A 25,189-nucleotide genomic window follows, 5' to 3' on the forward strand; every position below is an offset into this window, starting at 1 on the left:
TACATTCGAGAGAAAGATGCAAGATGCCATAAAATATATAAGCGATTTTTGTAATATATCGACTTACCGACATCTGTCGACGATTGTGCAATAAAAAAATTGCCGGAATGAATCCGGCAATTTTCTAATTACTTACGTAACTCCGCACCAAATTTCTCTTCTACCGTTGTTAATACACGGTTATGCGCTTCTGTTACTTCTTCATCTGTTAACGTACGTTCTGCATCGAAGTAAGTCATAGAGAATGCAAGTGATTTCTTGCCTTCTTCCATTTTTTCACCTTCGTATAAGTCGAATAGTGTTACGTCTTTCAAAAGTTCTCCGCCAGCTTCAGCAATGACTTGCTTCATTTCACCAGCTTTTGTTTCTTTTGTTACTACAACAGCCATGTCACGTGTCATAGATGGGAAACGCGGAATTGCTGAGTAGTAAGTTTCTTCAGCATCTGCACCGAATATTTTTACAAGAGATAGTTCAAATACGAATGTATTTTTCACATCTAATTGTTTTTCTGCTTCTGGGTGCAATTGACCGATGAAACCAATTACTTCGCCATCTAATACGATGTCAGCTGTACGACCTGGGTGCATACCTTCACGTTTCGCTGGTGCATATGTGATTTGGTTTGAAACGCCAAGTACGTCGAATAGTCCTTCTAGTACACCTTTCACAACGAAGAAGTCTACTACTTTCTTCTCACCTTGCCATGCATGGTGAAGAGCAAGACCTGTCATAACACCTGCAAGGTGTTGTTCTTCTTTCGGAAGTTCTCCTGCTTCTGTTGGTAAGAAGATAGAACCTACTTCGTATAAAGCAACGCTGTCGTTTTTGCGAGCAACATTGTATGAAACTGCTTCTAGCAATTGTGGCACTAAGCTTAAACGAAGTTGGCTACGCTCTTCACTCATTGGAAGTGCAAGGTTTACAGGTGCCTTTTCGTTTGGCTCAATCATGTATTGTTTCGCTTTGTCAGCGCTCGTTAATGAATACGTGATTGCTTCATATAAACCAGCACCCTCTAAGAAGCGACGTACTTTACGACGTTTCGTTTGTGCTGATGTTAATTTACCACGAGTCATCGTTCCAGAAGGTAATGTAACTGGAATGTGGTCATAACCGTATAGACGGCCCACTTCTTCTACTAAGTCTTCTGAAATTGTAATATCAGGACGACGTGCTGGTACATTTACATGGAATGTTCCTTCTACTTCTGTGAATGGAAATTTCAAGTTCGCGAACATTGTACCCATTTCACTCGCAGAAATATTTGTACCTAATACACGGTTTACTTTTTCAGCAGTAACAGATACTGTACGCTCTTGTACTTGTAAGTTATCAGCTTCTACTACACCTTCAAGTGCTTCACCGCCAGCATATTTCGCCATTAAGGCAGCTGCGTGTTGAATTGCTTCAAATGTACGTGTTGGGTCGATTCCTTTTTCAAAACGTGCACTTGATTCACTACGAAGACCTAAGTCTTTTGATGTGCGACGCACTGTTTGACCTGCAAAGTATGCAGACTCAATTAGAACGTTTACTGTCTCATTTGTAACTTCAGAATCCGCCCCACCCATTACACCAGCAACAGCTAAAGCTTTTGTTCCGTTTGTAATTACAAGATGGTGGCTTTGTAATGTACGCTCTTGATCATCTAATGTTTCAATTTTTTCGCCTTCTTTTGCAAGACGAACAACGATTTCTTTTGAACCTAATTTATCGTAATCGAATGCATGTAACGGTTGACCGTATTCCATTAAAATGTAGTTTGTAATATCAACTACGTTGCTAATTGGACGAATGCCAGCTGCCATAAGACGAGTTTGCATCCACATTGGTGATGGACCAATTTTTACGTTCTTCACCATTTTTGCAATGTATAATGGATTTTCTTCTTTCGCTTCTACACTTACAGAAATGTAATCAGAAGTTTTTTCTGCTGTTTCTTGTAAGTCGATAGCTGGAAGTTTTACTTCACGGCCGTAAATAGCAGCTACTTCATATGCAACACCTAACATGTTTAAGCAATCTGCACGGTTTGGTGTTAAACCAAGCTCAAGTACTTCATCGTGTAAGTTTAAAATTTCAAGTGCATCTGCACCAACTTCAGCGTCACTTGGGAAGATAAAGATACCATCTGCATATTCTTTTGAAACTAACTTTCCATCAATGCCAAGCTCTTGAAGAGCACAAACCATACCGTGAGAAGCTTCACCACGTAGTTTTGCTTTTTTGATTTTGAAGTTACCAGGAAGTACAGCACCAACTTTTGCAACTGGCACTTTTAAACCTTTTGCAATGTTAGCAGCTCCACAAATAATTTGAACTGGCTCTTCTTCACCGATATCGATTAAGCATTTGCTTAATTTATCAGCTTCTGGGTGTTTTTCACATTCTAATACGTGACCAACTACAACACCTTTTACACCTTTATTTAATACTTCAACGCCTTCTACTTCAATACCACTTTTCGTGATTTTGTCTGCTAGTTCTTGTGCTGTTACATCTTTAATATCTACATACTCTTGTAACCAACGATATGATACGAACATATTTATCCTCTCCTTCCCTTACGCTCGTTTGAATTGTTGTAAGAAACGTACATCGTTTGTATAGAAATGACGAATGTCATCTACGCCGTATTTCAACATTGCGATACGCTCTGCGCCCATACCGAATGCGAAACCTTGATATTCTTTTGAATCATAACCAGCCATTTCAAGTACGTTCGGGTGAACCATACCTGCGCCTAGAATTTCAATCCAGCCAGTTCCTTTACAAGTGCCGCAACCTTTGCCATGACACATCATACAAGAAATATCCATCTCTACAGATGGCTCTGTGAATGGGAAGAAACTTGGACGAAGACGGATTTCACGATCTTCACCGAACATCTTTTTCACGAATACTTGCAGTGTACCTTTTAAGTCACTCATACGAATGTTTTTATCAATTACAAGGCCTTCAATTTGCATGAACTGATGTGAATGCGTCGCATCATCATCATCGCGGCGATACACTTTACCAGGACAAATAATTTTGATTGGGCCTTTTTCTTTATTATTTTCCATCGTACGTGCTTGCACAGAAGATGTATGTGTACGTAGTAACGTTTCTTCTGTAATGTAGAATGTATCTTGCATGTCACGTGCTGGGTGATCTTTCGGTAAGTTTAGTGCTTCGAAGTTGTAGTAGTCTTTTTCTACTTCTGTTCCTTCAGCTACTTCATAACCCATACCGATGAATACATCTTCAATTTGTTCAACAACAGCTGTTAACGGATGGTGACAACCTGTTTCAACAGGACGACCTGGTAATGTAACATCAATTGTTTCCGTAGCTAATTTCGCTTCAATTACTGCTTTTTCTAAGTTGCTAATTTTGTCTTCTAGACGCGTTTGAATCGCTTCACGTACTTCATTCACTAATGCTCCCATACGTGGACGCTCTTCTGCTGATAATTTTCCCATGCCGCGTAATACTTCTGTAATTGGACCTTTTTTTCCTAAATACGCTACGCGTACGTCGTTTAAGCCCTTTAGCTCTTTCGCTTCTTCAATAAGCTCTAACGCTTTTTGCTTTAGCTCTTTTAAACGTGCTTCCATTTTGGAACCCTCCTAATTTTAAAAATAAAAAAACCTCGCTCCCAAAAAGGGACGAGGTAAATTCGCGGTACCACCCTAAATTGACAGAACAAGTCTGCCCACTCATTAGTTATAACGATCAATTCTGACCGGAACGCCTTTACATATACATGGTCCTGGCGTCAACTCCAGAGGTGAATTCACTTCCGTCTACCATAAGAATGCTTTCAGTCTACGGCACTCTCTCCCTATATGGCGATTTTGTAAGCTACTCTTCTCTATCAACGTTTTTCGTTATTTAACTTTTAATATAATGTACTTCAACTTATTATAAGAAGTTTTTTATTTGTTCGCAACTGGGCTTTGTAAATAATACGTTAAAATCCCTGCTGCAACCGCAACATTTAATGATTCTGCCCCGCCGTAAATCGGAATATACAAGTTTTGATCCGTTTTTGTAAGAATTTCTTGGCGTACGCCATTTCCTTCATTTCCAACAATTAATGCAAAACTTCCGGCCGGAGTTACCTCACCATACGGAACTCCATTTTCAAGAGCTGTTCCATATACAGGAACGTTATTTTCTTTTAACTTGTCTACCCATTCTTCTAAGTTCCCTTTTACAATTGGCAAGCGGAAAATAGAACCTTGTGTAGAGCGGAGTACTTTACTATTGTAAACATCAACACAACCTTCTCCAAGCACAACGGCGTGAATACCAGCTGCATCAGCTGTACGAATAATTGTTCCTAAATTACCTGGGTCTTGCAGGCCATCCAATAAAAGGAATTTCCCATCAGTAAGAGCTACTTCTTTCTCATGCTTCTCACAAACAGCAAATACACCTTGCGTCGTTTCTGTTTCACGAAGTATTTTTACAATAGCCTCAGGCACGATATACATTTCTACATCATTAACTGTCCAATCTTTCGGAAGGTCTGTCTGATCTGAAACGATAAGTTCTGTTACAATTCCTGCCTTCAAAGCTTCTTCGACTAAGTGGAATCCTTCTACAAAAAATAAACCTTTTTTATCGCGTTCTTTTTTCGTTTGCAGCTTTTTCCACTGCTTTACACGCGGATTTTGTACTGAATCAATGTTTTTCATAATATGTAGTTCCCTCTCTTCTTGTCTTATCATTATAGCCTATTTTTCATACATATTTACATAAAAAAGAACAAAAACTAACGTCAGTTTCAATTCTGAAGAAGAGGTGAAAACAATGAGTTTTAATTTACGCGGTGCCGTATTAGCGAATGTATCTGGTAATTCACAAGATCAATTACAAGAAACAATTGTCGATGCAATTCAAAGCGGTGAAGAAAAAATGCTTCCAGGTCTTGGCGTCTTATTTGAAGTCATTTGGAAAAACGCTGATGAAAATGAAAAGCACGAAATGTTAGAAACACTAGAGCAAGGATTAAAAAAATAAGCAATTTGAAAATCACCTTCGCATAAGCTAAGGTGATTTTTTTACGAAAAAAATTTTTCTTCTCCTAAACATTTCTACTTTACTAACGAACTATGATGGAGTACAATGTTCAAAATACATTTAAACCGATCGATTTTTCTTCGTATACATCATTAGATAAAAGGAGTGAATGTTTTATGCACCGTATTACGCTTGAACAAGTTTTTAAACATCACATTACACAAAAATACGTAAACCGTTCCGGAATGGTCCACGCGATCGCTGTCGCTTACCATGCGTTTCACTTAGCTAAAAAGCACCACGCCTCAGTCGATGCTGCGACAAAAGCCGGTTTCCTTCATGATATCGGACATCATACGTGGTACACAGGCGGCGAATGGGACTATGACTTATATAAAAAGAATGATATCCATGCAATTAAAGGTGCAGAAAGAGCACATAAATTGCTTATTAGATTGGGAGAACATCCAAAACTAGCAAAAGAAATTTCTATCGCGATTCTTCTGCATACAGATTCTTTCTTAGTGGAACAAGAAATTGAAAGAACATCTCTTCAAAGCATTATTAAATGGGCAGACGAAGCAGATGAAGAACCAGGCGGAGCTCATCATTATAGAACGATTTCTTATGAAAAAGCACTTAAAGCTATTCAGCAATTAGATCGATTGGTAGAGCGTGAATTGCAAATAGAGCAAGCAAAATTGAATAACAAGGCAAAACATAGTTATCAATGAGAAAGAGGCATCACTACAGGGTGATACCTCTTTTATTATTTTACGAAAAATACACCTTTGTATGTAATATTTAAATGTTACATTCAGAAACAAATTAATCTATAATTTAATATACAAATATAAAGAGGTGATTTCACAGATGCAATCCGCTACACAACTTTCTGATGAACAGAAACACTCTATGTCATGGGGACAATTTATTAGCTCCGTTTTATTCGCTTTTTTCGGAACTGGACTCATTACCTTGTTCCTAGCAATAATGCCCTTAACAATTTATACGGCTAGTCTTACAAATAAAAAGCAAATTGCCCTGTATGAATCTATTGCAAACACCGCAAGTATAGGGTTACAACTAGCCATGTTGTTATTCTTTATTTTTAAATTCAAACCTGCGAAAAGATTATTACTGAACTCTTTTAACTTTAAAGCACTGAAAGAATGGCGCACATACGTATATTTACTTCTTTTCTTCGCTATAAACATCATAATCAACTACTTCTTATTAAATTATGTGTTCCAAGACGCAACAAAGCAACAATCTTCCGCACTAAACTTAGACGTTTTTAAGCAATATCAAATACTATTACTTCTCGGATTTGCAATACTCACACCAATTTTTGAAGAACTTATTTTCCGTGGTTTTATACTTCATTTCTTCTCTGAGCGCTTTCCATTTTGGATTGCAGCAGTCTTAACAAGTTTCTTCTTTGGTATCGCTCATACATACTCACTTGGAGTAATGGTAATTACTTTCTTCATGGGATTATTAATGGCTATTTTATGTAAGAAAACAAAATCCATTCTTCCAGCTATGTTATTTCATATTATAAATAATACGTTGGCATTCTTCAGTTAAAAAGAGGTATCATCACGATACCTCTTTTTACTCTTTTATCACAACTTCAAACTCTTCTTCAATTAGCACTTTTGGATAATCCGTATCATTACTACCCATTTCTATCAATTTATACATATTTATTAATAATATCCAAAATGAACCTGATGTAGTAAAATATAACTCATTACATAAAAGGAGATTATATATGTTTAGCTTCCTTTGGATTGTTTATATGCCACTTCTTGTCTTATGCGGATTTTTCGGTGGTATTTTTTTAATTATTACTAGTATTAAACATCGGAAATTATTTGTTGGTTTAATGGGGTACTTAGCTTTTCCTTTGTAACGCTACCTTTTGTTTTTTGGAGCATGGGGGTGAATAGCGAGACAATCCTCCCTATTTCAACTACTTTATACTGGATACTGTTTTCTTTAACTGGATTATTAGCAGGGGTAAGGGGATTACAAATGAAAATTAAAAGTATACGCAACATGGGATTCATTATTTTTATTGCGGGACTATTAGGAGTTATTTTCTGGGAACTCATGTCTGCAGGTGATTCATTCTATATCTAATTGCATCTTTTTATAAGAAAACAAAAAAGCAGGAAATTTAATTCCCTGCTTTTCTATTTGGTTTATTGCCTGATTGTAAGAAGAACGATAACACCCAAGCAATACCTGCTAGTATCGTTGCAATTAAGAAGGCATCGTTAATACCGTTAATTGCAGATAGCTTTGAAATTTGTCCATATAATAGTTGTGTGCTCATCGCATCTCCTGCTTGAGCTGATCCGGCAATCGCTGCTAAACTTTGCCCCATACCGTGTACTTTATCAACTAAAATTGGGTTTGATGTTGTTAACATGTTGCCGTAATCTGCTACGTGAGCAGTTGTTTGTTGCGTCATAAGTGTGATTAAAATCGCTGTTCCGATTGAACCAGCTACTTGTCTTGACGTATTTTGCGTTGCTGTACCGTGAGAAATTAATTTCATCGGCAGTGCGTTCATACCAGCTGTCATAATTGGCATCATAATGAATGACATACCAATTGAACGTATAATATAATCCGTCATAATAACGCTATACGGTGTATCCATCGATAATTTTGTAAATTCATATGTCGCATACGTCGTAATTGCCAATCCAATTATCGCTAATGGACGAATGCCATATTTATCGAATAATTTACCCGCTACTGGTCCCATGATCCCCATAATTAATGATCCTGGAAGAAGTAGTAAACCAGATTCAATTGGCGTAAAGCCACGAATGTTTTGCAGATATACTGGAAGCAATAACATACCCCCGAATAATGCCATCGTAACGATTGCGTTAATTACTAAAGTAAAAGTAAATACTGGATATTTAAATACTTGTAAATCAAGCATTTTATTGTCCGTTGTTAACTCTCTCCAAATAAATAACGCTAAACCAATTACACCGATAACAAGTGAAATAATGACTTCTGCACTAGTCCAACTATTATTTCCAGCTTCACTAAATCCGTACAATAAGCTTCCTAGTCCAATACTTGAACTAACAACACCGAATATATCTAATTTCGTTTTAGACACTGGCTGAGCTAGTGTAAAGAATTTTAAAGATAGGAACGTAATAATTAAACCGATAATAAACATCGCATAGAACATTAAGTTCCAGCTATAGTTTTCAATCACCCAACCTGTTACAGTTGGTCCGATAGCTGGTGCTAAAATCATTGCAACACCTAGTAATCCCATCGCCGCTCCGCGCTTATGAGGCGGGAACAATGTCATAAAAATATTCATACCAACCGGCATTAAAATACCCGCACCAACTGCTTGAATTACGCGGCCTGTCATCATCATTGTAAAGTTTCCTGAAGTAGCGCAAATGATAGATCCTACTGTGAAGAATAACATTGCCGCTACAAATAATTTACGATACGTAAATCGTGAAACTAAAAAGGCACTAATCGGCACTAAAATACCATTTACAAGCATAAACCCTGTAATTAACCATTGCGCCGTTGAAGTTGATACGTTAAATTCATTCATTAACGGAGGCAATGCAACGTTAATGATTGTTTGGTTCAAAATAGAAACGAACATGCCGAGAATTAATACTGTTACAACTGCTTTTACATTTACATCCTCTATAGGCATAGACGTTTGTTTTTTCGGCATTTCTTTTTCTTGTTTTACTTCTTCTTGCTTGCCTGTTTCTAATTCAACTACATTAGAAATTTCGGCTTCTTGCTTTTGTTCACTTTCTTTCTCTACTGCTTCTAGCTTACTTACTTCTATTTTACTTACGGCTGGGACTTGTTCTTCTCCCACGTTCGTTTTTTTCTTTCGTAAAAGACGATTTACAAGGAAGAAGACGATTATACAAAATAGTGCATATCCTACAATTGCAATTGAGGACATCTCATCTCCCCCTTACTTATGAATACGAACTGACACATTCATTCCAGGAACAATATTTACTGATTTGCTATGATCTAATGAAATTTTAACTGGCACTACTTGTGTTACTTTCGTATAGTTCGCTGTTGAATTACTTGATGGTAACATCGAGAATGTATTTGCTGTTGTTAAACCAACTTGTTCTACTTTCCCAGTTAACGTTGTATCTGGGTATGCATCTACATACACGTCTACGTCTTGACCTTTCTGAACATCATCAACATCTGTTTCTTCAATGTTTGCTGTTACCCATAAATTGTTCATATCAAATGCGTAAGCAATCGGGCTACCTGCTCCAACGAAAGCATTTGTTGTTGCGTTTGATTGTACAACCGTTGCATTTTGTGGAATTGTTACATCTACTGTTTGTTCTCCATTAGCTGCTGCTACAGTAACAGCTCCTAATTTATCGTTCTCATTGTAATTTTTTCCAACTTCAGCTTTCCAGTCAGTTAGTTTCCCTGCTACTGGTGAAGCAACCGGAATTACCTTTCCATCGATCTTTGCATTGTCTGTTTTTAAGTAATTTTCCGTTTGGTTGTAATAGTAATAACCGCCAATACCGCCGCCAACTAGTACAATTAATGTGATAATGTTGATAATTACCATTCTTCGAAACTGATTCATTGCATTCCTCTCCTTATATCGCATATAATTTTTTTCTAAACTATTTATGTCCTTATTGTTTAGATTGTTTAATTGTTAATTATATTAACCTTTTAACGAAAAAATCACACCATCTGCAGCGTAAATCGAAACTTATCTACCTGCGAGCGGTGCTGATTTCTGAAGGACTATCGTTTATAATTATAAATAATTATTTTGAATCTACAACCGACAATTTACGTATGAAATGTTGCTTAAACAACAATATAATACCAATATGTTGTTTAAGTATAGAAAATTAAACGAGGAGAAGTAAAATGTCTATTAAAAATACAAATGATCCACGTGTAAAGCGAACGAGACAACTCATTCAGGATGCTTTTGTCGCTTTAGTAGGCGAAAAAGGCTTTGAAAATGTAACTGTGCAACATATCGCAGAACGTGCTCCTGTAAATCGCGCTACATTTTATAGCCATTACCATGATAAATATGACCTATTAGACAAAAGTATTGAAGAAATGTTAGAGAAGCTAGCAGAAGTAATTAAACCGAAAAATAGAAATAAAGAAGATTTTCAACTTACATTCGATTCACCTCATCCTACATTTTTGGCTTTATTCGAACATATCGCAGAAAATGTAAACTTTTATAACGTTATGCTTGGGGATAAAGCTGCCGGAAACTACTCTTATAAAATGATGAAAACGATACAAGTGCATTTAACATTAAGCTTGTCTATTTCCCAACCAGATGACGAAGATCTTATGGTTCCTCGTGATATTTTGATTAGTTATGTGACAGGGGCTCACATCGGAATGATTATGTCATGGTTAAAAAGAGGAATGATATATACCCCGCATTTTATGGCGATGCAATTAACTCGTTTAATTATTTTAGGCGCTCATACTGCAGCAGGATTAGAACGACCTTTTTAAAACATAAAAAAGCGAAGGAAAATCTCCTTCGCTTTTTCTATTAATTAAATGTAATGTTATGTACAGCATCCTTATCAAGACGTTTAATAACTTCTACAATTAACTTTACTGCATTTTCATAATCATCACGGTGTAACATTGCTGCATGAGAATGAATATAGCGCGTTGCAATTGTAATTGCCATAGAAGGAATACCGTTTACAGCAATATGAATCGCACCCGCATCAGTTCCCCCGCCCGCTACTGAATCATATTGGTATGGGATTTGTAATTCGTCAGCAACATCAACTACGAAATCACGTAAACCTGTATGTCCAATAACAGAAGCATCATACAAAATGATTTGTGGTCCATCGCCCATTTTACTTTGCGCTTCTTTTGACGTTACACCCGGTGTATCTCCAGCGATACCAACATCTACTGCGAACGCGATATCTGGTTTAATATAATTCGCAGATGTTTTTGCACCACGAAGACCAACTTCTTCTTGTACAGTTCCAACGCCGTATACAACGTTTGGATGCTTTTCATCTTTTAATTGTTTTAATACGTCAATTGCAATCGCACAACCGATTCGGTTATCCCATGCTTTTGCAAGTAACATTTTTTCATTCTTCATCACTTGGAATTCAAAGTAAGGTACAACTTGATCTCCTGGTCGTACGCCCCACTCCATTGCTTCTTCTTGGCTAGAAGCACCGATATCGATGAACATGTCTTTAATTTCAACTGGCTTTTTACGTGCTTCTGGAGGTAAGATGTGCGGTGGTTTTGAACCAATTACACCTGTTACATCTCCTTTACGCGTTACAATCGTCACGCGCTGTGCAAGCATAACTTGTGACCACCAGCCACCCACCGTTTGGAAGCGTAGGAAACCTTTGTCATCAATTTGCGTAATCATAAAGCCAACTTCATCTAAATGACCTGCAACCATAATTTTCGGGCCGTTTTCTTCCCCTACTTTTTTCGCAACTAAACTTCCTAAATTATCAGTAGAAAGCTCGTCTGCAAATGGCTCGATATATTTCTTCATTACTTCGCGTGGTTCACGCTCGTTACCGGCAATACCACGTGCATCTGTTAATTCTTTTAGCATTGTCAATGTCGCGTCTAATTTTGTCATTGCCAACACCCTCCTTTTTCTTCAGTCAATTCATTATACAATAATTAAATTGAAATATTCAAAAATTAAATTAGTATCCTTGTGTTTGACGCTGATGATTTACTTCATTTTTATCTAAATACGCTTTTTCAATCTCTTCTTGCTCAAATTCAAGCGCTTGTCCAAGTCGAAGATAGCTCGTAAATAATTCAATATAGTTTGTAATAGATGGTTGATCTGTAAAACGAATTACTTTCGCGTATGTGTCTAAGAAAATTTCCACTTGTGTTTTATTCGTTTGTGCACATTTATAGAATAGGAAGTTTTTATCAATCCCTAAATCAATTCCGATTGATAAAATAAAATGCAAACCATCTACGTATTCTTCTAATATTACTCCACGTTCCGAAGCTGGTTTGTTGCTCCAATATTTAAAACAACGTGTTTCATTTGCAAGTTCTCCAATTTCTACAAGAAGAGCTAACATTTTTTCTTTTAACAATTTTTTCGGTTGTAAATCATGTTCTTTTGCAATACGGTCATCTAATTCTTTTTGTAATTTAAATAGTTGTAGTAAGTCCATTCTATTGTCCTCCTCCAACATCGCATTTTACGCAACAATGTTGTTTCATCTCAAAGTTCATTATTATGTTTCAGTTCTTATGAATAAGTCAGCTATCTACCTCTTTATAAAATAGCTTGTCCTTAATTTACAAATACGTTTCAGTCATCGCTCTTAAATTGTTCATCTGATGAAAGTTCCATATCATCTTTCCATTATAGCAGTGTCGTTTCGGCTAGGAAAGATACTCTTCTTTCCAAAAGAGCAGAATTAAAAAAAGCCAGGAGGATTCTCCTGACTTCACATATATATTCTTCTATACCGCTATAGTTTTTATATTAATTTTGTCATATCGATAACAGCACATCCGTTAATCTTTAGAACTTCAAACTTCTCTCTGAATACAAACAAAAAACCTTAGAAGAAAATTCTTCTAAGGTTTCAACTAATTAATTAGTTAATGTTGTTTTTTGCAACTGTTGCTAATTCAGCGAAAGCTTTTTCGTCATGAACAGCTAAGTCAGCAAGCATCTTGCGGTTAACTTCGATGCCAGCATTTTTAAGACCGTGCATTAAGCGGCTGTAAGAAAGACCATTCATACGAGCTGCTGCGTTGATACGTGTAATCCATAATTTACGGAAGTCACGTTTCTTTTGACGGCGGTCACGGAATGCATACATTAGAGATTTCATAACCTGTTGGTTAGCAACCTTGAATAATGTATTTTTTGAACCGTAGTAACCTTTTGCTAATTTTATAACTTTTTTACGACGTTGACGAGTAACTGTACCACCTTTTACTCTTGGCATAATATTACCTCCTAATTGTTCTATATATCAGCCGAACTTATTTTAAGTTGTCAAGCATTTGACGAATGCGTTTGAAGTCACCAGCGCTTACTACACCAGCTTTACGTAGTTTACGTTTAGCTTTTGTAGATTTGTTAGCGAATAAATGGCTTGTGTAAGCGTGAGAACGTTTCAGTTTACCTGATCCAGTCTTTTTGAAACGCTTTGCAGCGCCGCGATGAGTTTTTTGTTTAGGCATAGGTATTTCCTCCTCTATCTATTACTTATCGTTTTTCGGTGCTAAAACTAAGAACATACTGCGTCCTTCCATTTTAGGCTTAGATTCAACTGTACTAACTTCAGCACAAGCTTCTGAGAAGCGATCTAAAACACGTTGACCGATTTCTTTATGAGTAATGGCACGTCCTTTAAAGCGAATTGACGCTTTAACCTTGTCGCCTTTCTCTAAAAACTTGATAGCATTACGAAGTTTTGTGTTAAAGTCGTGTTCATCAATTGTTGGACTTAAACGAACTTCTTTCATGCTAATTACTTTTTGATTTTTGCGCTGCTCTTTTTCTTTCTTCTGTTGCTCAAAGCGGAATTTACCGTAGTCCATAATGCGGCATACTGGCGGTTTCGCATTTGGAGCAACTAATACTAAATCAAGATTAAGATTTGCAGCTAAGTCTAAAGCGTCATTACGAGACTTGATTCCAAGTTGATCGCCATTTGCGCCAACTAAACGTACTTCACGTGCACGAATTTGCTCGTTAATCATCATATCCTTGCTAATAGTAAGCCACCTCCAAGGTTTTCTCAGAACATATTTTGTAGTCATAGAACCCGACAAAAAAAGTGCGGGCATACGACACCCACACTTGTAAAATCTTAAGTAAGAAATACATTTACCTGCTAACTGCGAATGCGTCCATCAGGTGAGAAGCGGGTGCTTCTACTTGTTCCACAAAACAATATTCTATTATCCTTGATGAGTTTATCATAGGACATGACGTCTGTCAAGAAGACGCGATGTGTTTTACTAACAACAAGAAATATTGTAACAAACAACTAACATACTTGCAATACTTTTTTACGATAAGTGTTACATGGGTATTTTTTCTAATTCCCCTCAAGTATATTACATAAAAAAGCCGCGGTATACCGCGGCTTTTTCTTATCGTTTTCCTTCTACTTTAATCATGTCAACAAAAGCATCTAATGCGATTGTTTCTGATTTTTGTTCACCATATTTACGTACGTTTACGCCGTTTTCAGTTACTTCATTGTCACCTACTACAAGCATGTACGGAATTTTTTGCATTTGTGCTTCACGGATTTTGTAACCAATCTTCTCTTCACGAGTGTCTAATTCAACACGGATACCAGCACGACGCAATTCGTCTTGTACTTTCTTCGCATAGTCTAAATGTACTTGCGGAGAAACTGGAATTACTTGTACTTGAACTGGAGCTAACCAAGTTGGGAATGCACCTTTGTATTCTTCAATTAAGAAGGCTACGAAGCGTTCCATAGTTGATACAACACCACGGTGAATTACAACTGGACGATGTTGCTTACCGTCTTCACCAACATAAGTTAATTCAAAGCGTTCTGGAAGTAAGAAGTCTAATTGTACAGTTGAAAGTGTTTCGTCTTTTCCAAGAGCAGTACGAACTTGAACATCCAGTTTTGGACCGTAGAATGCCGCTTCACCTTCAGCTTCATAGTAATCAAGACCCATTTCATCCATAGCTTCTTTTAACATACCTTGTGCTTTTTCCCACATCTCATCATCCGCATAATACTTTTTAGTATCTGCTGGGTCACGATAAGATAGACGGAATGAGTAGTTCTCTAAACCGAAATCTTTGTACACTTCTAGAGTTAAGTTTACAACACGTTTTAACTCTTCTTTAATTTGATCTGGACGAACGAAAATGTGCGCATCGTTTAAAGTCATTCCGCGTACACGTTGTAATCCAGATAACGCACCTGACATTTCATAACGATGCATTGTTCCAAGTTCCGCAATACGGATTGGTAATTCACGGTAGCTGTGAATATCATTTTTATAAACCATCATATGGTGAGGACAGTTCATTGGACGAAGAACTAATTCTTCATTATCCATTTCCATTGATGGGAACATGCCATCACGGTAGTGGTTCCAGTGACCAGAAGTTTCATATAACTCTCTGCTTCCTAATACTGGAGTGTATACGTGATCATAACCTAAGCTTGCTTCTTTATCAACGATGTAACGCTCGATAATACGACGAATTGTTGCACCTTTTGGTAACCAAAGTGGTAAACCTTGTCCTACTTTTTGGCTATTAGTAAATAGTTTTAATTCTTTACCTAATTTACGGTGATCGCGCTCTTTCGCTTCTTCAAGCATACGTAAGTGCTCATCTAGTTCTGCTTTCTTAACGAATGCAGTACCGTAAATACGTTGTAACATTTTATTATTGCTATCGCCGCGCCAGTAAGCACCTGCAACGCTTAATAATTTAAACACTTTAATTTTCCCTGTAGATGGAAGGTGAACACCACGGCAAAGGTCGAAGAATTCGCCTTGCTCATATATTGAAATAACTGCATCTTCTGGAAGGTCGTTAATTAAATCTAATTTTAACTCATCGCCAATTTCTTCAAAGCGACGAAGTGCTTCTGCACGTGGTACTTCATGACGAACGATTTCTAAGTTCTCGTTCACGATTTTTTGCATTTCTTTTTCGATTTTCTTGAAGTCTTCAACTGTAATTGCTTCTTCCATATCGATATCGTAATAGAAGCCATTTTCAATTACTGGGCCAATGCCAAGCTCAAGCTTAACATCTTTATATAAACGTTTTAACGCTTGGGCTAAAAGGTGGGCTGTTGAATGGCGTAAAATATATAAGCCATCTTCAGAATCTAATGTAATAATAGAAACTGCACCATCTTCTTCGATTGGTGTAACAAGATCGATCATCTCATCGTTTAATTTTCCAGCTACAGCTTTTTTCTTTAAGCCTGGGCTAATAGAAGCTGCGATTTCTTCAGTTGTTACGCCTTTTGGAAACTCCTTCACAGCTCCATCAGGGAAAGTAATTTTAACTACATCTGCCATCACTGGTCACTCCTCTTTTTCTCAAAATAAAAAACACTCATCCCATAAAAAGGGACGAGTGTTGAATTCGTGGTTCCACCCTTGTTCCAATTAACATGATCGTTAATTGCTCAAGTTCAACATAACGGTGTTGTCCGTTAGCAATTACTAAAAGAATCGTTCACTGCTAAAGTTTAGAGGTGGTAAGTAATAATCCCGTACTAGGAAGCTCACACCCTAAGGCTTCCCTCTCTGAAAATCGTAGAAAACTACTCATGTCCTCATCATGACATTTCGATATATTTCATTTATGTAGGTAATTATATGCTCAAAAACTTAGAAAATCAAGGGCGTTACCTTTATTTTTTAAATTTTTCACATTGCGCTCAAAATCATGTAATCCATGTAATTGGACCCGTTCTTGAAACACATTTCGCAAAGTAATAATCATATTATGGTCTTGTTCCTTCGTATATAAATAAATCTTTTTTGGCGAAATAGAAAGAAGCGGCGCAATTACTTTTGTATCAATATATACATCATTTTGCTTTAATAATTCTTCATCTATATATTGGACCAACTTCTCCTGTTTTAAACGTCTACCTTTATCATCATAAAAGATAAAGCTTTCATCAAAAATAAGATGCACACAGGACAAGCGTGATTTACGGCTACTCACTTGTTGCCGAAGCGTTTCAATGAACATTTGGTATTCTTGCTCCATCTTATACTCATCAATTGCCACTTCCGCAAGTTTAGCCACCATTTCCCTATATGTACGAAGACGAAAACGGATATATGATGAAAACGAGAATGAGAGCGGATCACAAAGCCAATTATTTAAAGAAGACTTAATATATGACTCAAATGCGTTACGAGTTAAATCCTGAGCTACACCTTTTCTTCTTCCCTTTAAAATCTCATGTGCCATGTGCAATATTTGATGACACTCTTCTTGTTCTTCATAAAAAAACTTTTCTTTTAAGATCGTATAAATCCACTCATTTTGTTTCACATTCACAATGAAATACACCATTACTGGCAATAAGATCTTTTCAATATAATTCGATTCATGTACTGGTATGTGAATCACCACTTTTTGCTCCTGTAAATACACACTCGTTTCCTTATATAACACTTCCGCTCTTTTCAGCAATTGTCTATATACGTGCATAGCATCATTTTTTTCTTCGAAGCAAATTTCAATCACTTTTGTCCCCCCTTTTATCCCTGCTCTAAAGGACTGTATCTATACGTTACAAATCCTATAAGAGTCCTTTCCGCGTGAAGTTCACTCTTAGTAGAATTACATTTCCTATCGTTAGAAAATCCACTCAATCTGGCTTGCTAATTTTATATATATTAAGGGAGGGAGAAAAAAATGATACAAGCTACTATGAATTTTTTATTGTATACTTTATTTATCACTAAAAGGGGGTATGTGAATGTTCGAATATAAATTCGTAAAAGTCGAATTCCATTGGGGGCTCACTCGCTCAAAACTAGCTGAAGACTACCAAGAAATTATTCAAGAACATGCTAGAGATGACTGGAGGTTCGTACAGATTGTTGCCCCTACGATTGGCAGTTCTGGACAACCTGAATATTTCGACCTCATATTTGAAAAGAAAATATCACTATAATACAAAAGAGCAAGCTTCTCAGCTTGCTCTTTTACTTATGACGACGATTTTTCCCACCAATCGGAATTGGTTTCGCTAAATATTTAATTCGTTCCATAATACGTGCTGCCTTCATTTCTTCAGCCTCACCACGCTGTGTATACGTTAAATGGTGTTCCAGTTGTTTAAAATCAAAATTAGACGTAAAGAACGTCGGTAAGTTTTCTAACATACGGAATTGCAAGATTGCACCAAGCACATCGTCACGCACAAAGCTTGACATTGCTTCTGCCCCGATATCATCTAACATTAAAACTTGTACGCGTTTAACCGCATCAATCTTTTCACCAATCGAATTATCTTGAATCGAACTTTTGATTTCACGTAAAAATTCTGGGAAGTATACGAGCATCGAACTTATTTTCTTTCGAGCAAGCTCGTTCGCAATTGCTCCTAAAAGGTACGTTTTTCCTACACCAAATTTACCGTACAAATATAAACCTTGTGCTTTTTTACCTGGTTCATATGTACTTAAAAATTCATTCGCTGCACCAATTGCATCGATACGTGCATTTAAATCAGAAGGGTCTAAGTTTTCCATAGTTGCCTGTAAAATATCCGTTGGCATATATACACTTTGAACGAGTTTTTCATATTTCTTTCTCTCGTCATGTGCTACTTTTCTAACGCAGCGATCATATTGAATATCAATCATTTTCCCTTGAATAACAAGCTTTGGCTCGTACCCTTGCAGCATATTTTTACATGAACCTAAATCCGGACAATCCACGCAACCTACACTTTGTCCAATATATTCATATAGCTTCACAAGACTGCGCTCAATCATAGAAGTCGTTACTTCACCTTTATGTTCGTCTATAAATTCTTTCACACGCGGATGCGCCATTACTTCTGCCTTTAATACTTCATATCTATTTTTAAATTTTTCATTTCCCATTAATTTTGCAAATGAATTTTGAATATGCTCCATTTTCTCACCTCAAAGAGCGTTCATTCTCTTCTATTAATCACGCTTATATTTTTTTAACACTTCTTCTAATCGTTTTCGTTCATCTTCTAACGTACTTGCATCTTTTTCTACACTTACATCTTTCTTCGCCGTTTCTTTCTCTTGTTCCTTCGGCTCTTCTTCCTTAAGCCAATCTGGTACCATTTCTTTCCGTACCGTTTTCTTCGCCGTACGGCCTTTTTTCTTCGTCTCAGCCCACTCTTGATATTGACGGTTCTCTTCTTTCGCTAACGCCATCGCGTCCGCTACTGTACCAACCTTTTTACGTGCCCAATGCCCAGCAATCTTCTCGACATACGTTTTCGCAAGTTTCATATCTGAGCGTAGCATAACGTAATAAATAAGTACATTCACAACTCCTGGTGTCAATTTTTGATTAATCATGACATCTTCAACGATTTGCAAGTCCGCTTTCGTTGCCTCTGCACCACCAGAAATCTCTTTCAATAATTGTTTTGGCGAGATTTCCTCTAGCTGCTTTATTAGCATCTCCTCTTGCGATGAAGGCTCTTTCTCTTTCATCGTACGTGCAGCATGAGGCTGTACTCTTTCACTTAATACCGGTAATGCTTGACCATTTTCAAATTGATACCAATCGCGAGCTCCTTTTCTAAGCCTTTCCATATCAATTGTTTGCATCTCTGTCACCGCACCAAGAACGATATTTTGCATCGATAACACATCTACACCATACACGTAAGCAAGTGTTATAACGCAGTCTCTTACTTGACCTGTAATCGACTTTTTAGGAACAAGAGCGGACAATCCATCTACAAATAAAGAGAAATCAAAGAAATCATTCCAAACTTTCGGAGCGTCTCCCTTCTCGTTACTTGGCATAGTTGTCGTTTTTGGGATACGAAGATCTTCTTGCGCATGCTCAAGCTGTCCTGGATTAAACGAACCAAACACATCATTGAAAGAGCGCGTAACATTTTCATAAGAAGCAAAATCAAATTCTTCTTCTAAGAAATATTGCTTTACTTGATTATATTTTGTCCGACTCAATCGATTGTATAAAAAGATACTTAAAACAATATCATCAAAAAACTGCTTTGGAGATAAAGGTGGTTGCAACTCATATATGAACATTCGAATATCTTTTTCTTTCTTAATATATACCTTCAAAAGCCCAATTGCCTCTAACTTTACTCGTTCCTCATATATTTCAGGAAGTTGCATTTGCATAGTCACCATAAGGGAATGATGTGTATTCTCTTTTCCAAATACACGATCTTGCTCTAGCTCCCCCCATAGTGTCATGTATAAGCTAAAAGCTCTACTACCTATTAACGGCTGATACAACATCGTTAATACTTTTCGGTCGTAATTATGCAGTAGCCCTTTCGCACTTACTTTATAACGATCAATCGGCAATAGCTCCATCCATGACTGTTTTTCCATTATTGCTTTTCCTTTCTCTCATCCAATCTATCCTCTACTTCATTCGTTCTATCTTCATTATATAAATTCTTAGTGAAAAAGAGCTATTAGCTTACGCTTCTAGCTCTCTTATCCTATTACTTACGGTATGTAAAGAGAATAAAATACAACTTCTACTCTCTTTCTTTTTGCAGTATATCTTTTAATTCTTCAATAAATACATTTAAATCTTTAAATTGACGATATACAGAAGCAAAGCGTACGTAAGCAACATCATCAATATCGCGAAGTTCTTCCATAACAATTTCACCAATCATATCACTTTTCACTTCTGATATACCTAAATTACGCAGTTCACGTTCCACGCTTTGTGTTACTTCTTCTAATTGTCTTAAAGATACTGGTCTTTTTTCACACGCTTTAATTAAACCACGTAAAATCTTTTCTTTATTAAACTCTTCTCGTGTGCCTTCTTTTTTTACAACGATAAGAGGTGACTCTTCTACCCTTTCAAAGGTCGTAAAGCGACTTAAGCAACTTTCACACTCTCTCCTTCTTCGAATAGAGCGCCCCTCGTCTACCGGACGCGAATCTAACACTCTTGTACCATTATGAGAACAGGATGGACAACGCAATTCATTCACTCCTTTACACTATACTCTTTATTTTTCTCTACTCACTTCACCTAAAATATATATACAATATTATATAACTCATTCTAACTCTCTTACCACTTTAAGTTTCAGCGCATCACTTTATCATCTCATCCTTAAAAATAAGATGGTATATAGGGCACTACCTCATTTGCAAGAGTACAATTTATTCAACTAACCAGTACGTTATATTACCTCTTTTTTATAAACTAAAAAAGAGGTGCATTATACACCTCTTTACATTTTAAATCAATTATGTTCTTTTTTAAAGAGCTTTTGTTTCTCTCTGCTTAATTTCGAAGCTACCAGTGCCTCGAGGAAGCTCGATGCTCTCACGCGTTTTCGCGTTTAAACCTTCTGCAATATATTCTGCAGCAACATTTGGATCAATACGATCCCCACAAGTATAAACATCAATACTCGCGTAACCGTGCTCCGGAAAGCTATGAATTGTTAAATGTGATTCCGAGATAATTACTACTCCACTTACACCTTGTGGTGCAAATTTATGGAAAGCAACCTCACGCACTTCAGCACCAGCTCTTAGTGCTGCATCCACAAATAATTGTTCAATATACGGCATGTCATTAAGCTTGTCGAAATCGCAATCCCAAAGTTCAGCGATCACGTGACGACCCATCGTATCCATAGTATCCATTCTACAGTTCCCCCTTGTAAATTTATTCTAACTGTTCGAATTGAAAACTAATTTGCAATTTGGCTTGCTCCACTACCACGGGGGAAAGTTAGTCCAGAGAGGTCCTAACCCTTTAAGTAGTGACTACGTACCTCAGCTCTTAAGTTTACGAGTGTTAGTATACTTTGTTTATTTTCATTTTGCAACAACAGTTTTTTCGATTTTCTGTCATATTTTCCTCTTTACTTTTCCCTAAAAAAAATAAACGATTCACAAATGCAGTAATCACAACGTTTCGTGGTATGTCCACTTTTTAAAATATACTCATATAATTTTTTTCCTTTTCAGAAAAAAATAAAAAAAGAGGGCAAATATTGCCTTGCCCTCCCCCTTATTCACTTAAATGTGTTGCACATTTTCTTGTTTCGCTAACTCTTCAACAACTAACGTTACAAGATCTACAACACGACGAGAGTAGCCCCACTCGTTATCATACCAAGCAAGTACTTTCACTTTACGATCACCCATTACCATTGTAGATAAACCATCAATGATAGCTGAGTGTGTATTTGTATTAAAGTCGATAGATACTAAAGGCTCTTCGCTGAATTCTACAATACCTTTTAACGCACCGTTTGCAACCGTTTTGAAAGCTTCATTAATAGCTTCAACTGTCACATCACGTTTTACGTCTACTACTAAGTCAACAAGAGACACGTTTGGCGTTGGTACACGAAGTGCCATACCATGAAGTTTTCCGTTCAAGTGCGGAAGAACTTTTGCTAGCGCTTTCGCGGCACCTGTCGTTGTCGGAATGATTGATTGTCCGCAAGCACGCGCTCTTCTTAAATCTTTATGTGGGTTATCAATATTTTTTTGGTCATTTGTATAAGCGTGAACAGTCGTCATTAAACCGTTTTCAATTCCGAACTGCTCATCTAACACCTTTACAACAGGCGCTAAACAGTTTGTTGTACAAGATGCATTTGAAATAACAGTATGTTTTGTAATATCTAATTGGTCTTCATTCACACCAACTACAATTGTTACATCTTCATTTTTACCAGGCGCTGTTAAAATAACCTTTTTCGCTCCAGCTTCAACGTGAAGAATTGCTTTTTCTTTTGAATTAAATTTACCAGTTGCTTCAATTACAACTTCAACACCTAAATCTGTCCAAGGCAATTCCTTTGGATCGCGGTTGTTTAAAAGGCGAATCATTTTTCCATCAACTAATAAGTGATCTTCAAATGCTTCTACTGTTCCGTCAAACTTACCATGAACTGTATCATATTTAATTAAGTGTGCTAACGTTTCAGATGGATAGCTTGCATTGATTGCTACAATTTCGAATGCGCTTTCTTTTATTGCTTGACGAAATACCATTCTCCCAATACGTCCAAATCCATTAATTGCCACACGAGTCATAATATGTTATCCCCCTTGAATGCGTTATACTATTTATCTCCAATCCCAATAATAGTATAACACAAAAAGGGGATATGTCACTAAGCATTTTCATTAATTTCACAATTTTTTAGTCAATAATGTTCCATTTCTTTAAAATCACCTGCAATTGTGTTTTCGTTCCCATAATTGTGCCATCATTATTTATCACTTCATCTGCATTTTTCACTTTTTCCGCTAACGGCATTTGAGATTGAATACGCGCCGTTGCTTCTTCTTCGGAAAAACCATTTCGTTTCATCAAACGTTCTAATTGTGTATCAGGAGTAACTGCTACAACTAAAACACGGTCAACGAGACTTGTTAATTTACTTTCAAATAAAAGAGGGATATCTAACACAATCGCTTGCATACTTTCTTTTATGTACATTTCCTTTTGTCTATTCATTTCCTCACGTACTGCAGGATGAACAATTTTGTTTAACTGCAATCGTTTTTCTTCATTATAGAAAACGACACTCCCTAATTTCGGCCGATCCAGTTCTCCGTCTTTTTGCAACACTTCCGTTCCAAATACTTCTACTATTTTGTTATATGCTGGTTTTCCTCGCTCTACAACTTCTCGCGCAATAATATCTGCATCAATAACTGGTATGCTCAATTCACGAAACATTTGAGACACTGTACTTTTTCCACTTGCAATGCCTCCTGTTAATCCAATTACTACTGTCATCATAATCCTCCTCATAATAAAAGGCGCGAAACTAATGTTCCACGCCCATACTTACATTTTCCAAATTCCAATAATAATGAGTAATACTCCAGGCAGGAATGTAAATTTTTGTAACCACTTCATATTCGATAAAACCGTCCCAAGTTTCATTCCAATAAACAAAAACAAAGAACTCATAACTGCAACTAATATCGCCATCATAGCGGGTGCATACCCTAATAAAGATGCACCAATTCCGGCACCAAATGAATCTACAGAAAGAGCGATACCAAGAAGTAATGCTTCTCCTGCAGAAATGGTGCCTGATTTATCAAAATCTGCTACAGTCGGTTTCCGTAAAATTTGAATTACTAGCCCTAGCGAGGCAATCTCTAATTTCCAGACCTTCTCCTCTTGCTTCGGTTCTTCTTTTTTCTCACTTCGAAAAAATTGATATAACACCCAAATCCCTATTCCAATAAGAACAAGCCCACCGATACGCGTTGCGATAACAGGTGAAAATATTTTCGCGATCATATGTCCAATTCCCATTGAAACAAGCATAACAGCCGCTGAACAGATTCCGATAATTATAATTGATTTTAGTGGAATTCTTACGCTTCTTAACCCATATGTTAGCCCTACACTACAGCTATCTAAGCTTAATGTAAAAGCTAATAAAATAAGAGATAAATAAAGGTACATCGGTAAGCTCCTCCCTTATACATAGCTCTGCTGTATGTATATGACAAATGCCTATCCGATGTTATCTCTTTTCTATATTCTAGGCTGACAAATTGGGCAGTAATGCGTTCCTCGCCCGCCAACTACTGTTTTTTCTAATATCGTACCACAAGTTACACACGGCTCTCCTTTTTTTCCATATACATTTAGGAGTTCTTGGAATGAACCAATTTGCCCTTGTGAGTTGATATACGTCCGAATTGTACTTCCGCCACGTTTTACCGCTTCACCTAACGTTGTAACGGTAGCCTCATAAATCCGCTCAATTTCTTCTACTGTTAAAGAAGAAGCTTCCCGTTCCGGATGAATTTGAGAACGGAATAAAACTTCATCAACATATATATTTCCAAGCCCTACTAAAAGACGCTGGTCCAATAGCACAACTTTTATTTTACGATTTGTCTTTTGCAATCTTTCTTGTAAATACTGCGGTGTCAATTCAGCATCAAACGGCTCCGGACCTAAGTCAGCAAGAGGCATTTGATTCATCTCTTCACCTTTCTTAAAGAGATGCATCGTACCAAACTTTCTCACATCTTTATAATGTAATTCAGTTCCATCTGTAAATAAGAAACGGACGTGCGTATGTTTATCAATCGGCTCATCCTCTTGATGTAGTAAAAACTTACCTTCCATACGCAAATGTGAAACAATAACATAATTTGTTACATATAGAAGCAAAAACTTTCCTCTTCGCTTTATATTTTCAATCTTCTCGCCTTTTAGCATTTCTTTAAAGATTTCTGCATCATCCGGTCGTTTCACTATTTTTGGATAAGTAACAATAACATCTTCAATCGTTTTTCCTGTTACAAGATTTTCAAGTGTCCGTCTGACGTTTTCAACCTCTGGTAATTCAGGCATTTCATCACT

At 36.9% G+C, this 25,189-nt stretch carries 25 protein-coding genes, 1 pseudogene and 3 other annotated features; of the genes and pseudogenes, 6 read left to right on the plus strand and 20 right to left on the minus strand.

Translation table 11 applies throughout. From position 1 onward, the window contains the following. Positions 1–128 precede the first annotated feature (128 nt). The 3 genes from pheT to CN409_RS23335 all read right to left on the minus strand — a co-directional run bounded on the left by pheT (position 129) and on the right by CN409_RS23335 (position 4,721). Entirely contained in the window at positions 129–2,549 is a 2,421-nt protein-coding gene (gene pheT, locus CN409_RS23325) for a phenylalanine--tRNA ligase subunit beta (protein ID WP_000498180.1), read from the minus strand. 18 nt (positions 2,550–2,567) lie between these two features. Beyond that, on the minus strand, positions 2,568–3,602 hold the full coding sequence (pheS, locus tag CN409_RS23330) for a phenylalanine--tRNA ligase subunit alpha (RefSeq protein ID WP_000388222.1): 1,035 nt from the start codon (positions 3,600–3,602) through the stop codon (positions 2,568–2,570). A gap of 44 nt (positions 3,603–3,646) precedes the next feature. Continuing rightward, positions 3,647–3,875: a binding site (T-box leader), on the minus strand. A gap of 48 nt (positions 3,876–3,923) precedes the next feature. Beyond that, positions 3,924–4,721 carry a TrmH family RNA methyltransferase gene (locus tag CN409_RS23335; RefSeq protein ID WP_003309975.1) on the minus strand — a complete coding sequence of 266 codons (798 nt, stop codon included), beginning with the start codon at positions 4,719–4,721 and terminating at the stop codon, positions 3,924–3,926. A gap of 82 nt (positions 4,722–4,803) precedes the next feature. On the opposite strand from CN409_RS23335, the gene sspI reads away from it, so the two are divergent. From sspI to CN409_RS23355, 4 genes and pseudogenes are all read left to right on the plus strand, one after another. Next, positions 4,804–5,013: a small acid-soluble spore protein SspI gene (gene sspI / locus CN409_RS23340; RefSeq protein ID WP_000009509.1), complete on the plus strand. Its 210-nt coding sequence runs from the start codon at positions 4,804–4,806 to the stop codon at positions 5,011–5,013. 176 nt (positions 5,014–5,189) lie between these two features. Continuing rightward, entirely contained in the window at positions 5,190–5,747 is a 558-nt protein-coding gene (locus tag CN409_RS23345; protein ID WP_000554806.1) for an HD domain-containing protein, read from the plus strand. 139 nt (positions 5,748–5,886) lie between these two features. Beyond that, positions 5,887–6,603 (plus strand): CPBP family intramembrane glutamic endopeptidase, encoded by a 717-nt coding sequence (locus CN409_RS23350; protein ID WP_001190242.1) that lies wholly within the window; start codon positions 5,887–5,889, stop codon positions 6,601–6,603. A 187-nt stretch (positions 6,604–6,790) separates the two neighbouring features. Next, positions 6,791–7,161, plus strand: a pseudogene (locus tag CN409_RS23355) (DNA-binding protein). Positions 7,162–7,198: 37 nt separating this feature from the next. Here CN409_RS23355 and CN409_RS23360 read toward each other — a convergent pair. Beyond that, positions 7,199–8,998, minus strand: a complete 1,800-nt coding sequence (locus CN409_RS23360) for a DHA2 family efflux MFS transporter permease subunit (protein ID WP_000094778.1) — start codon at positions 8,996–8,998, stop codon at positions 7,199–7,201. Between the two features lie 12 nt (positions 8,999–9,010). Continuing rightward, positions 9,011–9,664 (minus strand): HlyD family secretion protein, encoded by a 654-nt coding sequence (locus tag CN409_RS23365; RefSeq protein ID WP_001071417.1) that lies wholly within the window; start codon positions 9,662–9,664, stop codon positions 9,011–9,013. A gap of 296 nt (positions 9,665–9,960) precedes the next feature. On the opposite strand from CN409_RS23365, the gene CN409_RS23370 reads away from it, so the two are divergent. Further along, complete coding sequence (locus CN409_RS23370) at positions 9,961–10,578, plus strand: TetR/AcrR family transcriptional regulator (protein ID WP_000023661.1); 618 nt, start codon at positions 9,961–9,963, stop codon at positions 10,576–10,578. Between the two features lie 40 nt (positions 10,579–10,618). Here the strand turns inward: CN409_RS23370 and CN409_RS23375 are convergent, their stop codons facing one another. The 7 genes from CN409_RS23375 to ytxC form a co-directional block, all read right to left on the minus strand. Then, the gene (locus CN409_RS23375) at positions 10,619–11,704 is read right to left on the minus strand and encodes a M42 family metallopeptidase (RefSeq protein ID WP_000163554.1); all 1,086 of its coding nucleotides are present in this window, start codon (positions 11,702–11,704) and stop codon (positions 10,619–10,621) included. A gap of 70 nt (positions 11,705–11,774) precedes the next feature. Then, a complete protein-coding gene (locus CN409_RS23380; protein ID WP_000365052.1) occupies positions 11,775–12,266 on the minus strand; it encodes a dUTP diphosphatase in 492 nt (163 codons plus the stop codon). Positions 12,267–12,698: 432 nt separating this feature from the next. Continuing rightward, positions 12,699–13,055, minus strand: a complete 357-nt coding sequence (gene rplT, locus CN409_RS23385) for a 50S ribosomal protein L20 (protein ID WP_001138362.1) — start codon at positions 13,053–13,055, stop codon at positions 12,699–12,701. A gap of 37 nt (positions 13,056–13,092) precedes the next feature. Next, positions 13,093–13,293, minus strand: coding sequence for a 50S ribosomal protein L35 (rpmI, locus tag CN409_RS23390; protein ID WP_001125945.1), 201 nt, complete (start codon positions 13,291–13,293; stop codon positions 13,093–13,095). A gap of 21 nt (positions 13,294–13,314) precedes the next feature. After that, positions 13,315–13,818, minus strand: coding sequence for a translation initiation factor IF-3 (infC, locus tag CN409_RS23395; RefSeq protein WP_000973215.1), 504 nt, complete (start codon positions 13,816–13,818; stop codon positions 13,315–13,317). A gap of 62 nt (positions 13,819–13,880) precedes the next feature. Further along, positions 13,881–14,001 (minus strand) — a sequence feature (ribosomal protein L20 leader region). A gap of 210 nt (positions 14,002–14,211) precedes the next feature. After that, on the minus strand, positions 14,212–16,149 hold the full coding sequence (thrS, locus tag CN409_RS23400; protein WP_000786077.1) for a threonine--tRNA ligase: 1,938 nt from the start codon (positions 16,147–16,149) through the stop codon (positions 14,212–14,214). 47 nt (positions 16,150–16,196) lie between these two features. Further along, positions 16,197–16,425: a binding site (T-box leader), on the minus strand. A 31-nt stretch (positions 16,426–16,456) separates the two neighbouring features. Next, positions 16,457–17,338, minus strand: a complete 882-nt coding sequence (ytxC, locus tag CN409_RS23405) for a putative sporulation protein YtxC (protein ID WP_000569624.1) — start codon at positions 17,336–17,338, stop codon at positions 16,457–16,459. Between the two features lie 235 nt (positions 17,339–17,573). On the opposite strand from ytxC, the gene CN409_RS23410 reads away from it, so the two are divergent. Further along, positions 17,574–17,771: a DUF4177 domain-containing protein gene (locus CN409_RS23410; protein WP_000464454.1), complete on the plus strand. Its 198-nt coding sequence runs from the start codon at positions 17,574–17,576 to the stop codon at positions 17,769–17,771. A 31-nt stretch (positions 17,772–17,802) separates the two neighbouring features. On the opposite strand, the gene dnaI is transcribed toward CN409_RS23410, so the two are convergent. The 8 genes from dnaI to mutM form a co-directional block, all read right to left on the minus strand. Then, entirely contained in the window at positions 17,803–18,741 is a 939-nt protein-coding gene (dnaI, locus tag CN409_RS23415) for a primosomal protein DnaI (protein WP_000400117.1), read from the minus strand. A 33-nt stretch (positions 18,742–18,774) separates the two neighbouring features. After that, positions 18,775–20,184 (minus strand): replication initiation and membrane attachment family protein, encoded by a 1,410-nt coding sequence (locus tag CN409_RS23420; RefSeq protein WP_000415033.1) that lies wholly within the window; start codon positions 20,182–20,184, stop codon positions 18,775–18,777. A 152-nt stretch (positions 20,185–20,336) separates the two neighbouring features. Beyond that, entirely contained in the window at positions 20,337–20,798 is a 462-nt protein-coding gene (gene nrdR / locus CN409_RS23425) for a transcriptional regulator NrdR (RefSeq protein WP_001203687.1), read from the minus strand. 283 nt (positions 20,799–21,081) lie between these two features. Continuing rightward, positions 21,082–21,465 (minus strand): adenosylmethionine decarboxylase, encoded by a 384-nt coding sequence (gene speD / locus CN409_RS23430; RefSeq protein ID WP_002003660.1) that lies wholly within the window; start codon positions 21,463–21,465, stop codon positions 21,082–21,084. A gap of 387 nt (positions 21,466–21,852) precedes the next feature. Next, complete coding sequence (locus CN409_RS23440) at positions 21,853–22,881, minus strand: glyceraldehyde-3-phosphate dehydrogenase (RefSeq protein ID WP_000198979.1); 1,029 nt, start codon at positions 22,879–22,881, stop codon at positions 21,853–21,855. Positions 22,882–22,990: 109 nt separating this feature from the next. Then, on the minus strand, positions 22,991–23,593 hold the full coding sequence (gene coaE / locus CN409_RS23445; RefSeq protein ID WP_000219323.1) for a dephospho-CoA kinase: 603 nt from the start codon (positions 23,591–23,593) through the stop codon (positions 22,991–22,993). A gap of 51 nt (positions 23,594–23,644) precedes the next feature. After that, positions 23,645–24,277 (minus strand): sporulation membrane protein YtaF, encoded by a 633-nt coding sequence (ytaF, locus tag CN409_RS23450; RefSeq protein WP_000281729.1) that lies wholly within the window; start codon positions 24,275–24,277, stop codon positions 23,645–23,647. Between the two features lie 72 nt (positions 24,278–24,349). Continuing rightward, on the minus strand, positions 24,350–25,180 hold the full coding sequence (mutM, locus tag CN409_RS23455; protein WP_001114475.1) for a DNA-formamidopyrimidine glycosylase: 831 nt from the start codon (positions 25,178–25,180) through the stop codon (positions 24,350–24,352). Between the last annotated feature and the right edge of the window lie 9 nt (positions 25,181–25,189).

The sequence above is a fragment of the Bacillus sp. AFS012607 genome (genome assembly GCF_002558005.1).
In the GTDB taxonomy this organism is placed as follows: Bacteria; Bacillota; Bacilli; order Bacillales; family Bacillaceae_G; genus Bacillus_A; species Bacillus_A thuringiensis_S.